This is a genomic window from Pseudoclavibacter sp. AY1F1 (assembly GCF_002931075.1).
Classification (GTDB): Bacteria; Actinomycetota; Actinomycetes; order Actinomycetales; family Microbacteriaceae; genus Pseudoclavibacter.
Map to the genome: position 1 here is coordinate 40,368 of NZ_PSTQ01000003.1, position 11,853 is coordinate 52,220.

Genomic DNA, 11,853 nt, shown 5'->3' on the forward strand with positions numbered 1-11,853 from the left:
CATGCTGGTCATCGCGCGCGCCGGCGCCGTTTCGCACGTCGGCAAGGTCAGGAGCAACAACCAGGACTCCGGGTTCGTCGGAACCCACCTGTTTGTCGTTGCCGACGGCATGGGCGGGCACGCCGGTGGTGACGTCGCGAGCGCGATCGCCGTCAAGCACTTCGCCGAGAACGACGAGCAGTACTCGAGCACCGATGACGCCGAGCATTCCATGACGGAGATGCTGCTCGACGCGAACTCGCTCATCACGGGTGCCGTCGAGGAGCACAGCGAGCTCCGCGGCATGGGCACCACGGTGAGCGCGCTCAGCCTCGTCGGCGAGTCGCTCGTGCTCGCCCACATCGGCGACTCGCGTGTGTACCGCTTCCGCGAGGGCTCCCTCGTGCAGATGACCGTGGACCACACCTTCGTGCAGCGGCTCGTGGATGCTGGTCGCATCACGCCTGAGGAAGCGCTCACGCACCCGAGGCGCTCGGTGCTCATGCGGGTGCTCGGCGACGTCGAGACACGCCCGGACGTCGACACCGAGGTTTTCGATATCCAGGAGGGCGACCGCTGGCTGCTCTGCTCCGATGGCCTCTCCAGCTACGTCGACGAGCCGCAGATCGAGCGCACCCTCGCGCGCATGGACGAGTCGAGCCGCGAGATCAGCGACGATCTCGTCCAGCTGGCGCTCGACAACGGCGCACCGGACAACGTGACGGTCGTCATGCTCGAGATCGGCACCACTGCCCTCGAGCCCATGAAGACTCGCGTCGTCGGATCAGCGGCGAACCCGCTGCGCTACTCGGCGAATCTGCAAAAACGCAGCAACCAGATCATCCCCTCGATCCTGCACCCGTTGCGGCGTCCCGCTCCTCGCCCGCAGGACGAGGAGTTCGTCCCGTTCAGCGACGAGGCCCTGCAAGAGCTGGTTGCCGAGGACAAGCGCCGCAAGCGCGTTCGACAGTTCTCGTGGCTCGCCGCATCCATCGTCTTCCTCGCGGCCGTGGCCGGTGCTGGCCTCTTGGCCTACAACTGGACGCAGCAGCAGTATTACGTCGGCGAGAACGTCGGCTACGTCGCCATCTACCAGGGCGTGCAGCAGGGAATCGGCCCCATCACGCTGCACGAGCTCACCGAGACGACCGATATCAAGATCAGCGCCCTGCCCGAATACCAGCAGTCGCAGGTCGACAAGACGATCAGCGCTGGCGACCGCGAGGCCGCCGACGAGATCGTGGAACGGCTCCGAGATGCCATTCCTGACTAGGACACGCGAGCAGGCGCCTGTTGTGCCCGGTGCTCCCCGGAAGATGGGGCAGGGGCTCCGCAACATGGAGCTCGGCCTGCTGGTCTTCGCGTTCATCATCAACTTCTCCGCGTTGCTGCTGGTGCAGCTCGGCGTGCGAGGCACCTTCGATTTCAACGTCGTCACACTCTCAGCCATCATCGGTGCCCTCACGCTCGGCGTGAACATCGTGCTCCGGTTCCGGGCGCCAGGCGCCGACCCGTTCATCCTGCCCATCGCGGCGGTGCTCAACGGCCTCGGCATCGCGATGATCTACCGCATCGACCTGAGCAACTCCGACCTCGAGGGTGTCTTCTGGACCCCGTCGACGCAGCAGATCGTGCTGACGATGCTCGCCGTCGGCGTCGCCATGGTCGTGCTGATCCTGCTCAAGAACCATCGTGTGCTGCAGCGGTACACGTACGTGTTCATGGCGATCGCCATCGTGCTCCTGCTGCTCCCGCTCATCCCGGGCCTCGGACGCACCGACGTCGCCGCACGCGTGTGGATCAGCATCGCCGGCTTCTCCTTCCAACCGGGCGAGATCGCGAAGATCGCGCTGGCGATCTTCTTCGCCGGTTACCTCGTCACGGCCCGAGATTCGCTCTCAGTCGTCGGCAAGAAGTTCCTGTGGATGCGCTTCCCCCGCATCAGGGACCTGGGACCGATCCTCGTCGTCTGGGCCGTCTGCATGGGCGTGCTCGTCTTCCAGCGCGACCTCGGAACGTCCCTGCTCTACTTCGGCCTGTTCCTCGTCATGGTCTTCGTGTCGACCGGCCGACTCTCGTGGGTGCTCATCGGCCTGGGTCTGTTCATCGGTGGCGCGCTCATCGCGGCGAACACGCTCGGCTACGTCGAGTTCCGCGTCCACGCCTGGCTCGACCCGTTCGACCAGGAGATGTACGAGGCCGACGGCGGCAGCTATCAGCTCGTGACGGGCCTCTTCGGCCTCGGCGCCGGTGGCCTCATCGGCAAGGGACTCGGTTCGGGCAGCCCGGGCACCACGCCGCTCGCGTCGAGCGACTTCATCATCGCGGCAATCGGCGAGGAGCTCGGCATGGCCGGTATCTTCGTGGTGCTGCTGCTCTTCGTCATCTTCGTGGCCCGCGGTTTCCGGATCGGCCAGCAGGGCGTTGACGACTTCGGCCGCCTGCTCGCGACGGGGCTCGCGTTCACGATCGCCCTGCAGGTGTTTGTTGTCGCAGGTGGCGTCATGCGCGTCATCCCGCTGACCGGCCTCACGATGCCGTTCATGGCGGCGGGCGGCTCGAGCCTGCTCGCCAACTGGATCATCGTCGCGATCCTGCTGAGGCTGAGCGACACCGTGCGTAACGTTCCGACGGAGGCGATCGACGAATGAGCAAGAACATCCGCCTCGTTGGCGTCCTCGTCATCATCATGTTCATGTCGCTGTTCGTTGCGTCGACGAGCATCCAGGTCTTCCAGGCCGAGACCTTGCGCGACGACCCGAACAATAGCCGGACTCGCGAGGAGAGCTTCGAGATCCAGCGCGGTCCGATCCTCGTCGACGGCACCCCGATCGCGAGCTCGACTCCGATCGACACGGCATATAAGTACCAGCGTCTCTACGAGAATGGGCCGCTCTACGCGGCTGTGACCGGCTACTACTCGATCGACGGCGCGTCGACGGGACTCGAGGGCGCCCTCAACCCCGAGCTCTCTGGCAACAGCGACACGCAGTTCTTCCAGGGACTCGAGCGGCTCTTCACCGGCCAGGACCCGGCCGGTGCAGCCGTCGAGACCACGATCGACCCTCTCGCTCAGCAGACGGCAGCGGATGCGCTCGGCGAGTTCAAGGGCGCGGCCATCGCGCTCAACCCGGCAACTGGCGCGATCCTGGCCATGTACTCGACCCCGACCTACGACCCGACGTCGATGGCCAGCCACGACCAGACGAGCGTGCTCGAGGCGTACAACGCGCTGCTGGCCGACCCCAACGATCCGCTCAGCAACCGCGCCATCGGCGGCAACATGAACCCACCAGGCTCGGTGTTCAAGCTCGTCGTCGCGGCCGCCGCGCTCGAGGATGGTCTCGCCACCCCCGAGTCGCCGCTCCCGAACCCGGCGACGCTGACCCTCCCGGGGACAAGCGTGGCCGTGAACAACCCCTCGGCTGGCGCCAAATGCGGCAACGGCGACACGACCAACCTGCGCATCGCGCTCGAGCAGTCGTGCAACGTCCCCTTCGCCCAACTGGCGATGGACCTGGGAGCCGAGCGCGTGCGCGAAATGGCCGAGGCCTTCGGCTTCAACCACGAGTTCGAGATCCCCATGACGGCAAGCGCCAGCACCTATCCGACGGCGCTCGAGGACGACGCGCAGCTCGCGCTCACCGGTTTCGGCCAGTTCGACGTTCGCGCCACGCCCCTCCAGTTCGCGATGATCTCTGCCGCAATCGCCAACGGCGGCGAGGTCATGAACCCCTCACTTGTCGAGAGCATCCAGACTCCGACGTTCCAGGAGATCCAGGGGCCGGAGATCTCTAGCTTTGGGAGAGCCATCAGCGAAGAGACTGCGGCGTCACTCCAGTCGATGATGGAGGGCAGCGTGAACTCTGGTGTTGCCAGTAATGCAAGAATTGACGGGATCAACGTGGCTGGGAAGACAGGGACCGCGGAGAACGGTGAGGGCGAGCCGTATTCGCTGTGGTTCACAGGATTCGCCGAATCAGGCGATACGCAGATCGCGGTCGCGGTAGTGCTCGAAGACGGTGGCGGAATGGGACAGTCTGGGACGGGCAACGGCCTGGCGGCGACGATTGGGCAGCAAGTGATGAAGGCGGTGCTGAGCAGATGAGACCAGCTGCAGGTGTTTCGTTCGGAGACCGATACAAGCTGAGCTCGCGCATTGCCATCGGCGGCATGGGCGAGGTCTGGGAGGCGACCGATCAGGTGATCGGCCGCACCGTGGCGATCAAGATCCTCAAAGACGAGTACATGGGCGACCCCGGCTTCCTCGAGCGCTTCCGCGCCGAGGCGAGGCACGCAGCTCTCGTCAACCACGAGGGCATCGCCAACGTCTACGACTACGGCGAGGAGAACGGCTCCGCCTACCTCGTCATGGAGCTCGTGCCAGGTGAGGCGCTCTCGACTGTGCTCGAGCGCGAGCGCGTTCTGCCTCCAGACCAGGTCATGGACATCGTGTCGCAGACGGCTCTTGCCCTGCACGCCGCACACAAGGCCGGCCTCGTTCACCGTGACATCAAGCCAGGCAACCTGCTCATCACTCCCGACCGCCGCGTCAAGATCACAGACTTCGGCATCGCACGCATCGCCGACCAGGTTCCGTTGACCGCTACTGGCCAGGTCATGGGCACCGTGCAGTACCTCTCGCCCGAGCAGGCGTCAGGCCACGCTGCGAACCCGGCAACCGACATCTACTCGCTCGGCATCGTCGCCTACGAGGCTCTCGCCGGCAGGCGCCCCTTCACGGGCGAGTCGCAGGTCGCGATCGCGATGGCGCACATCAACGATGAGCCGCCAGCTCTGCCCGTCACCGTGCCAGAGCCCGTCCGCAACCTCGTACTCGCAGCCATCGCCAAGAAGCCAGAAGACCGCCCGGTCTCTGCGGAGGTCTTCGCCCGTGCCGCTCGCGCCCTCCGCGACGGCAACGTCACCCGTGCGGCCCAGGCCGTTCCAGCTGTCCTCGGACTCACCGCCGCGGACGAGATCGGCGACGCCACGGCGCCGCTCGACCGCACGGCGATCATGGATGACGGCGCGCGCACGACTGTGCTCGGCACGGCAGCTGGCACGACCGAGGTCATGAAGGACGACTTCGACACGCTCATCGGCGGCACGCCCGTCGAGGGCGAGGAGGAGTCGACTGCTCTCGCGACACCCGCCGAGGACGAGCGCAAGAAGCCGGCCGCTTGGGTCTGGGTGCTGATCGGCGCCATCGTGCTCTTCGCTGCCGCCCTCGCCTGGTTCGCTCTGGCGCTCGTAAACAGCAACGCCCCCGCCGAGACGACGCCACCCCCGACGACCTCCGTCGAGACCACGGCGGCTGAGACGCCTTCGCAGAATCCGACGCCAACCGCGAGCACGCCGACGACGGTCTCGATCGCGCAGGGCGACTACATCGGCCTCGACTACGACACTGCTGCCAACCGCATCTCCGAGCTCGGCCTCACGCCGAACCGTGTGGAGGGTCCGGTCGCGACCAACCAGGATGACGTCAACACGGTCACGGCCGTCAGCCCGACCGGCACGGTCGACCTCGGCTCAACCGTGACCCTCACGGTCTACGCCAACGTGGAGACTCCGAACACCCCGACGACAGCTCCGACCGTGACGGTCAATGCTGCAGGCACGCAGGCAAGCATCAGCTGGCCGTCGTTCCAGTGCCCTCCGGGTCAGAGCCTCTCGAGCTACAACGTCAACGTGTCAGGTGCTGAGTCGCCTGGCAGCGTGACCGGGACCTCTGTAAATGTCACGGTCAACGAGGGATCGACCATCGTCGAGGCTTCCTACAGTGCGACGTGCGGCTCTGGCAACACGAGCGCGGATTCCCCGACCGGGTCCGCGACCGTGCCGCAGCCACCTTCAACGCCCCCGTCTCCATCGACATCCACTCCTCCCGGGGAATAGCACCAAGGACCGCCGGCCAGCGGATGCAGGAGGCAACAAAACGCCTCAACTCCATGCATCCACATGGAACGCGCGGTTCACAGCCTGGATGGCACCGATCACTCATTCGGGGCGAGATAAGATCGGCAGACTAACGAGGCTTGAGCTTGGCGAACACTGCCAAGGGGAGAGGAGCTTGCTTCCGTGATGCAGGGCGAACGCACGCTCGCTGGCCGATACGACATCGGTCGGCGAATTGGTCGTGGAGGTATGGCTGAGGTCTATCTCGGGACCGATGAGCGCCTCGGCCGCCGCGTCGCCGTCAAGCTCCTCAACACGCAGCTCTCTGGTGAGCCCGACTTCCGTTCGCGCTTCCGCCAGGAGGCGCAGGCCGCCGCTCGTATGACGCACCCCACGATCGTGCGCGTCTTCGACGCCGGTGAGGACACCTTCGTTCGCGCCGACGGCCACGAGCTTGTTGTCCCGTACATCGTCATGGAGTACATCGAGGGGCAGCAGCTCCGCGACGTCATGGCGGGCGCCCCGCTCGCCGACACCCAGATCCACGAGTACATGACGGGCATCCTCACGGCGCTCGAGTACTCGCACCGCGCCGGGGTCGTGCACCGCGACATCAAGCCTGGAAACATCATGATCACGCCGGAAGACACGGTCAAGGTCATGGACTTCGGCATCGCCCGCGCCATCTCCGACACCGCTGGCACGATCGCGCAGACCACCGCCATCCTCGGCACCGCCTCGTACTTCTCGCCAGAGCAGGCGAAGGGCGAAAACGTCGACGGTCGGAGCGACCTCTACTCCGCCGGCATCGTGCTCTACGAGATGCTCACGGGCAAGGTCCCCTTCCAGGGTGACTCCGCCGTGGCCGTCGCCTACCAGCACGTCACCGAGCGCCCCATCGACGCGAACGAGATCAACCCGAAGGTCTCGAAGGCCATGAACGCGGTTGTGAAGCGCTCGCTCGCGAAGAGCCGAGAAGACCGCTACCAGTCGGCTTCCGAGTTCCGCCGCGACCTCGACCTCGCGGCGCAAGGCATCATGCCCGCCTTCGCGACGAAAGTCGAAGACGACGACCGCACCCAGCTCTTCGGCCCGGCGCCCTCTGGCGTGAGCGCCACGGAGTCGGCCTTCAACTCCCTCTCCGAGACCGACGACCGCGCCCCACAGGTGCAGCGTCGACCTCCGGCTATGTGGATCTGGGGCGCCGCGGCACTCCTCGTCGTTGTGATCGTCGCCGTCAGCATCTGGGTGTCCCAGCTTCCCCAGAGCGGCCAGGTCCCTGATACGAGCGTCGACGTTCCTGACGTCGTCGGCGAGCAGTGGGATGCAGCTCGCACGACGCTCGAAGAGGTGGGACTCACGCCCGTCCGCGAGGCACAGACCAGCGACGAAGTGCCCGAGAACCAGGTCATCAGCACGACCCCCGGTTCCGGGCTCAGCGTCGCACCCGGACAGCAGATCACCGTCGTCGTCTCCACCGGCCCTTCAGCCGTTGCGATGCCGGACATCAACGGCATGACCGTCGAGCAGGCGACCGTCGCGCTTCAAGGTGCGGGCCTGAGCGTCGGCCAGATCACGTCAGAGGACTCTCCTACCGTCACTGCGGGCACGATCGTCCGCAGTGACCCTGCGGGCGGCTCCAGCGTCGCTGCGGGCTCCAGTGTCAACCTCGTGACGTCTACGGGCAACGTGGCGCTGCCCGACCTGATCGGTCAGCCGCTCGAGTCCGCGACGGCCACCTTGCGTGAGCTCGGACTGCTCGCAGTCGTGAAGCAGGACCCAGGCTGCCTCGTGGTTGAGGGCAACCCGATCGTCAACATGTCTGTGCCGCCAGGACCGGTCGCCCAGCACTCGCAGGTCGAGGTCACGTACTGCACGTCGGAGCCAGCCCCGACACCGACAACACCGGCTCCAGATGCGACGCCGAGCACTGACCCGTCGGCGACCCCCGGCGACTGACTCGAGGCTCCAGCGAGAGCGCAAGAACTCTGGCCCCTTCCGTTCAACCGGAAGGGGCCTCCTTCTTGCTCAGAGTCTGCGACGAACAGCCTGTGGCGCTGATCTTTCAGCTCGCGCCGCTGAGGAGACAGAGGGCTTCAGCCAGGTCAGAGCCAGGCTGGTGACTGCCCGGCGGCCCCGAGACCGACGGTGACGTCGTTCTGTGGCGTGATGAGCGCATCCACCCACGGAAACGCGTAGAAGACGAGGCCGTAGAGCGCACCCGCGACAACAACAAGCGTGATGAGGAGCTTCACGGGCCAGGGCCCCGGGAGGATCCGCCAGAGGGCGCCGTACATCAGAGACCTCCCTGGCTCGCCACGGAGGCGGCAATGGACTCGGGTGGGCCGTCCGCCCGCGGCGTGAAGGTGTCGAAGACCGCGTACCCGATGATGCGCTCAGCGGTCGACCAGAACGGGTTGCAGCTCATGATCATCATGAGTCGATCGGTGCCAGCCTGCTCGGGGTAGCGCGGCACGGAACCGAGCACGTCGACCTGGGTCGGTGCGACGTACTCGCCGGAGCGGTAGGAGTAGGTGTACCAACCGTCGGCCGTCTCCACGACAAGCTCGTCGCCGAGCTGGAGCTCGTGGATCTTCTGCATGGAAGCGCCATAGGCGAGACGGTGGCCCGCAATCGCGAAGTTGCCGACCTCGCCGGGCATCTGGGAGTCGGGGTAGTGCCCGATGTTGTGGTCGAGGACCTCATGCTGCTCGATGCCCTGCGCGATCGGGCGTGCGTAGTCGGCGCCCCAGGTCGGCACGTACAGAATCGCGAACCGCTCATTCGTGACCGTCGGCGCCGAGGAGATCGGGATGCCGATGGCGGGATCCGTGGTTGTCACCGTCGTGGCTTCCTCGCCGCCCTCGGCGAGTACCTGACTGAGCTCCTGCCCTGCCTGGTTCTGCTCGTCTCCCACGATGAGATCGTTGAGCCAGTACTTCCAGCCGACGAAGAGGAGCATGACCACTCCGAGCGTCATGAGCACTTCGCCGGAGACGCCGACGACGCTGAGCTTGCGCCTCGGCCTCGAGCCCGATGACTTCGACGAACGGGAGCCACGTCCGCCTGAGGACGTTCGCCGGCGAGCCTGGCCCTCCTGGGCCCGCCGCTCGGCACGAGTCTGGTAGCCGTCGTCTTCGGCGAGGAGTGACTCGATCGAGGTTGTCCCGTCGTCTCGTCCAGGCCGTTCAGCAGATGGCATAAGAGCAATCATAGATAGGATGGCCCGCATGTCTCGTGAGAAGTCCAGCGGCTCCAAGTCCGACGAGCCGGAGAAGAAGACTCCGGCCGGTACGAAGAAGCACCGTTCCTCGGAAGCGTCCGCAGCAGCGGCCGCTCTCGCGGCGACGGAGAAGCAGCGTAGGCAGAAGCGCGCCGCGGGCGTGAGCGACAGCGACGAGCGCAATCCGAACCCTGTCTGGTTCAAGCCGCTCATGTTCGGCTTTCTGATCGTCGGGTTCCTCTGGATCATCTTGTTCTACCTGACGAGCGGGGCCCTGCCCATCGCCGAGCTCGGCTCGTGGAACATCCTCGTCGGCTTCGGTATCGCCTTCATCGGCTTCATCATGACAACGAACTGGCGCTAGCGGCCCCACTTATCCACAGGGTGACGTTCTCCACAGGACAGCGAGTTACACCTGTGTAATTCATCCCCAGGTGTGCATAACCCTGTGGATAACTTTCGGCATAGCCTCGCTCCGCACACGAAGAAGCCGCGCATCCCAACGGATGCGCGGCTTCTTCGTGTCTGAGAGCCTGTGTCTGAGGGTCTGCTCCCGCGGGGTCGGGGACTAACCCGCGATGGCCAACGGCAGTTGCGAGACGCTCACGGTGGCTCCGACGATGATGAGCACTCCGAGAGTCGCCACGAGCCAGAGACCCTTCCGAGAGGGCTTCGCCGACTTCGATTCCCAGAGGAAAAGCCACGAGCAGAGCGCGCCGGTGACCAGACCGCCAAGGTGCGCCTGCCACGCGATGCCGGGGATGACAAACCCCATGACGACGTTGATGCCGATGAGGACGATGAGCGACATCGTGTTCATGCGCGCCTGGCGCATAACCACGAAGTAGGCGCCGAACAGCCCGAAGACCGCACCTGATGCACCGAGCACCGTCGTGTTCGGCGCGACGAGCGCGATCGCCAGAGAGCCACCGAGAGCGCTGACCACGTAGAGCGCCGCGAACCTCAAGTGCCCGTAGACCTGTTCCAGCGTTCGCCCGAAGATCCAGAGCGTCAGCATGTTGAACGCGAGGTGGAAGACAGTCGAGTGCGCAAACGCTGACGTGAGCATGCGCCACGGCTCGAAGGCCCCGCCGCCAGCGTGCGAGTAGATGCCGTGGTAGACCAGGATGCCGGTCAGCCAGTCACCGGTCACCTGCTGGACCAGCCAGAGAACGGCCGACACGGCGATGATGGCGTAGGTGACGAGGGGCCGCTGGTCTTGCCCGAGCCGTCGCAGCCGTGTGCGGGCCGAAGGTCGCTGAGCGGCCTTGGCCTTCGCATTCGATTCCCGGATGCACTCGGGACAGATCACGCCAACGGGCGCGAGAGTCTGGCATTCGGGGCACACAGTGCGACCGCAGCGCTGGCAGAGTACGAAGCTCTGCCGGTCTGGGTGTCGGTAGCAGAAGTTCTCACGCTGCTGCGACAGCTCGGGTGATGTCATTCGTGAAGAGGAACCTGGAGCTTAGAGCTGCTCGACGGTGACGCTCTCGATGACGACGTCCTTGAGCGGCTTGTCACGGCCGTCGGTGGGGACCTTCGCGATCGCGTCCACGACGGTGCGCGACTCATCGTCGGCAACGCGGCCGAAGATCGTGTGCTTTCCCTGAAGCCAGGGAGTGGGGTCCGTCGTGATGAAGAACTGTGAGCCGTTCGTGCCACGCCCCATCTGCTTGCCGGCGTTCGCCATAGCGAAAATGTAGGGCTCGTTGAAGTTGAGCTCCGGGTGGATCTCGTCGTCGAACGCGAATCCGGGGCCGCCAGTGCCGGTGCCCGTGGGGTCGCCGCCCTGGATCATGAAGTTGGGGATGATGCGGTGGAAGATCACGCCGTCATAGAGGGGCGTGTTCTTGGTCTGGCCGTCACGAGGGTCGGTCCATTCCAGCTCACCAGTGGCGAGGCCCACGATGGTCTTAACCGTGTTCGGCGCGTGGTTGCCGAAGAGCTCCACCTTGATGGGGCCGTGGTTCGTGTTGATCGTTGCAAGTGCAGTGGCGATTGACATGTTGGTCATCTTTCCATAGCCCTCCCACTTCTCTCCTGCCTGTCCGCCGACAGCGTGCGGTGATTCAGGTTTCGTGTGGCAGAAGCGTGCCAAGATATGCAGTACCTACTTGTCAACGTCCGGAGGTACCAATGGCCCTTTCACGGAAGCAGTCGCGTGAACTCAAGCGTCTCCGCAAGGACGCAAACAACTTGTGGAGCGAGCAGCAGTCTGTCATCGAGCACGCTCGCGGCATCCTGCAGTCCGCAGGAGTGAGCGCAAAGGGCTTGGCTGAGTCCGAGCTTGTTCCCGCTCTGCAGAAGAGCTACGACAACAACGTCCGTCCGAGCTTCGACCGCGGCTACAACGTGGCCCGCGAGAAGTACGAAGACGCGAGCGTCCGCTTCAACGGCAAGGTTCTCCCCGTCGTCGCAGGCCTCTCGGGCTCGCTCGCCGGCACGGTCAGCAACCTCGCTTCGAAGAACCACGACTTCAAGGACGTTGCTGGCTCCGCGAAGAAGGTCTCCAAGGAGCTCAACTCTCGCGCCAAGCAGGCATCGAAGGCGTACGACAAGAAGTACAACAGCTCCGGCGTCGGTGTCGGCGGCTGGCTGCTCATCGGTGCTGGCGTCGCCGCAGTCGCCGCTGTTGGCTACGCCCTGTGGCAGACCTTCCGCGCAGACGACGACCTGTGGATTGCCGACGAGGAGCTCGACGCTCCCGTCACCACGGTCTCGCCCGCTTCGGCAGCGAAGTAGTTCGCGCA

Annotated in this window: 10 protein-coding genes and 1 pseudogene; 7 read left to right on the forward strand and 4 right to left on the reverse strand. The window is 65.3% G+C overall.

The features are described from left to right. The first annotated feature begins 1 nt into the window (after position 1). The 5 genes from C5B85_RS06395 to pknB all read left to right on the forward strand — a co-directional run bounded on the left by C5B85_RS06395 (position 2) and on the right by pknB (position 7,839). Positions 2 to 1,252, forward strand: a complete 1,251-nt coding sequence (locus C5B85_RS06395) for a Stp1/IreP family PP2C-type Ser/Thr phosphatase (protein WP_181064310.1) — start codon at positions 2 to 4, stop codon at positions 1,250 to 1,252. Further along, positions 1,236 to 2,630 (forward strand): FtsW/RodA/SpoVE family cell cycle protein, encoded by a 1,395-nt coding sequence (locus C5B85_RS06400; protein ID WP_104285530.1) that lies wholly within the window; start codon positions 1,236 to 1,238, stop codon positions 2,628 to 2,630. The genes C5B85_RS06395 and C5B85_RS06400 overlap by 17 nt, the downstream gene beginning before the upstream one ends. Next, the gene (locus C5B85_RS06405) at positions 2,627 to 4,087 is read left to right on the forward strand and encodes a penicillin-binding protein 2 (RefSeq protein WP_104285207.1); all 1,461 of its coding nucleotides are present in this window, start codon (positions 2,627 to 2,629) and stop codon (positions 4,085 to 4,087) included. The genes C5B85_RS06400 and C5B85_RS06405 overlap by 4 nt, the downstream gene beginning before the upstream one ends. After that, positions 4,084 to 5,880, forward strand: a complete 1,797-nt coding sequence (locus C5B85_RS06410) for a protein kinase (RefSeq protein WP_104285208.1) — start codon at positions 4,084 to 4,086, stop codon at positions 5,878 to 5,880. Before C5B85_RS06405 ends, C5B85_RS06410 begins: the two co-directional genes overlap by 4 nt. 186 nt (positions 5,881 to 6,066) lie before the next feature. After that, entirely contained in the window at positions 6,067 to 7,839 is a 1,773-nt protein-coding gene (gene pknB, locus C5B85_RS06415) for a Stk1 family PASTA domain-containing Ser/Thr kinase (RefSeq protein ID WP_104285209.1), read from the forward strand. Between the two features lie 146 nt (positions 7,840 to 7,985). Here the strand turns inward: pknB and C5B85_RS06420 are convergent, their stop codons facing one another. Together C5B85_RS06420 and C5B85_RS06425 are read right to left on the reverse strand one after the other, a co-directional pair. Then, complete coding sequence (locus tag C5B85_RS06420) at positions 7,986 to 8,177, reverse strand: hypothetical protein (protein ID WP_104285210.1); 192 nt, start codon at positions 8,175 to 8,177, stop codon at positions 7,986 to 7,988. Continuing rightward, entirely contained in the window at positions 8,177 to 9,082 is a 906-nt protein-coding gene (locus C5B85_RS06425; protein WP_181064311.1) for a class E sortase, read from the reverse strand. Before C5B85_RS06425 ends, C5B85_RS06420 begins: the two co-directional genes overlap by 1 nt. A 151-nt stretch (positions 9,083 to 9,233) precedes the next feature. Between C5B85_RS06425 and C5B85_RS06430 the strand changes: the two are divergent. After that, positions 9,234 to 9,467 (forward strand): annotated as a pseudogene (locus tag C5B85_RS06430) (cell division protein CrgA); the annotation flags it as partial. Between the two features lie 204 nt (positions 9,468 to 9,671). On the opposite strand, the gene C5B85_RS06435 reads toward C5B85_RS06430, so the two are convergent. Further along, positions 9,672 to 10,547 (reverse strand): rhomboid family intramembrane serine protease, encoded by an 876-nt coding sequence (locus tag C5B85_RS06435; RefSeq protein ID WP_104285212.1) that lies wholly within the window; start codon positions 10,545 to 10,547, stop codon positions 9,672 to 9,674. Positions 10,548 to 10,568: 21 nt separating this feature from the next. Further along, positions 10,569 to 11,108, reverse strand: coding sequence for a peptidylprolyl isomerase (locus C5B85_RS06440; RefSeq protein WP_104285531.1), 540 nt, complete (start codon positions 11,106 to 11,108; stop codon positions 10,569 to 10,571). Positions 11,109 to 11,239: 131 nt separating this feature from the next. Here C5B85_RS06440 and C5B85_RS06445 point away from each other — a divergent pair, with 131 nt between their 5' ends. Then, positions 11,240 to 11,845, forward strand: coding sequence for a hypothetical protein (locus C5B85_RS06445; RefSeq protein WP_104285213.1), 606 nt, complete (start codon positions 11,240 to 11,242; stop codon positions 11,843 to 11,845). The last annotated feature ends 8 nt before the right edge of the window (positions 11,846 to 11,853 follow it).

Bases quoted from the DNA above. Each gene is read 5' to 3' on its own strand.
- C5B85_RS06395 (WP_181064310.1), top strand. From the start codon at position 2: ATGCTGGTCATCGCGCGCGCCGGCGCCGTTTCGCACGTCGGCAAGGTC.
- C5B85_RS06400 (WP_104285530.1), top strand. From the start codon at position 1,236: ATGCCATTCCTGACTAGGACACGCGAGCAGGCGCCTGTTGTGCCCGGT.
- C5B85_RS06405 (WP_104285207.1), top strand. From the start codon at position 2,627: ATGAGCAAGAACATCCGCCTCGTTGGCGTCCTCGTCATCATCATGTTC.
- C5B85_RS06410 (WP_104285208.1), top strand. From the start codon at position 4,084: ATGAGACCAGCTGCAGGTGTTTCGTTCGGAGACCGATACAAGCTGAGC.
- pknB (WP_104285209.1), top strand. From the start codon at position 6,067: ATGCAGGGCGAACGCACGCTCGCTGGCCGATACGACATCGGTCGGCGA.
- C5B85_RS06420 (WP_104285210.1), bottom strand. From the start codon at position 8,177: ATGTACGGCGCCCTCTGGCGGATCCTCCCGGGGCCCTGGCCCGTGAAG.
- C5B85_RS06425 (WP_181064311.1), bottom strand. From the start codon at position 9,082: ATGCCATCTGCTGAACGGCCTGGACGAGACGACGGGACAACCTCGATC.
- C5B85_RS06435 (WP_104285212.1), bottom strand. From the start codon at position 10,547: ATGACATCACCCGAGCTGTCGCAGCAGCGTGAGAACTTCTGCTACCGA.
- C5B85_RS06440 (WP_104285531.1), bottom strand. From the start codon at position 11,108: ATGTCAATCGCCACTGCACTTGCAACGATCAACACGAACCACGGCCCC.
- C5B85_RS06445 (WP_104285213.1), top strand. From the start codon at position 11,240: ATGGCCCTTTCACGGAAGCAGTCGCGTGAACTCAAGCGTCTCCGCAAG.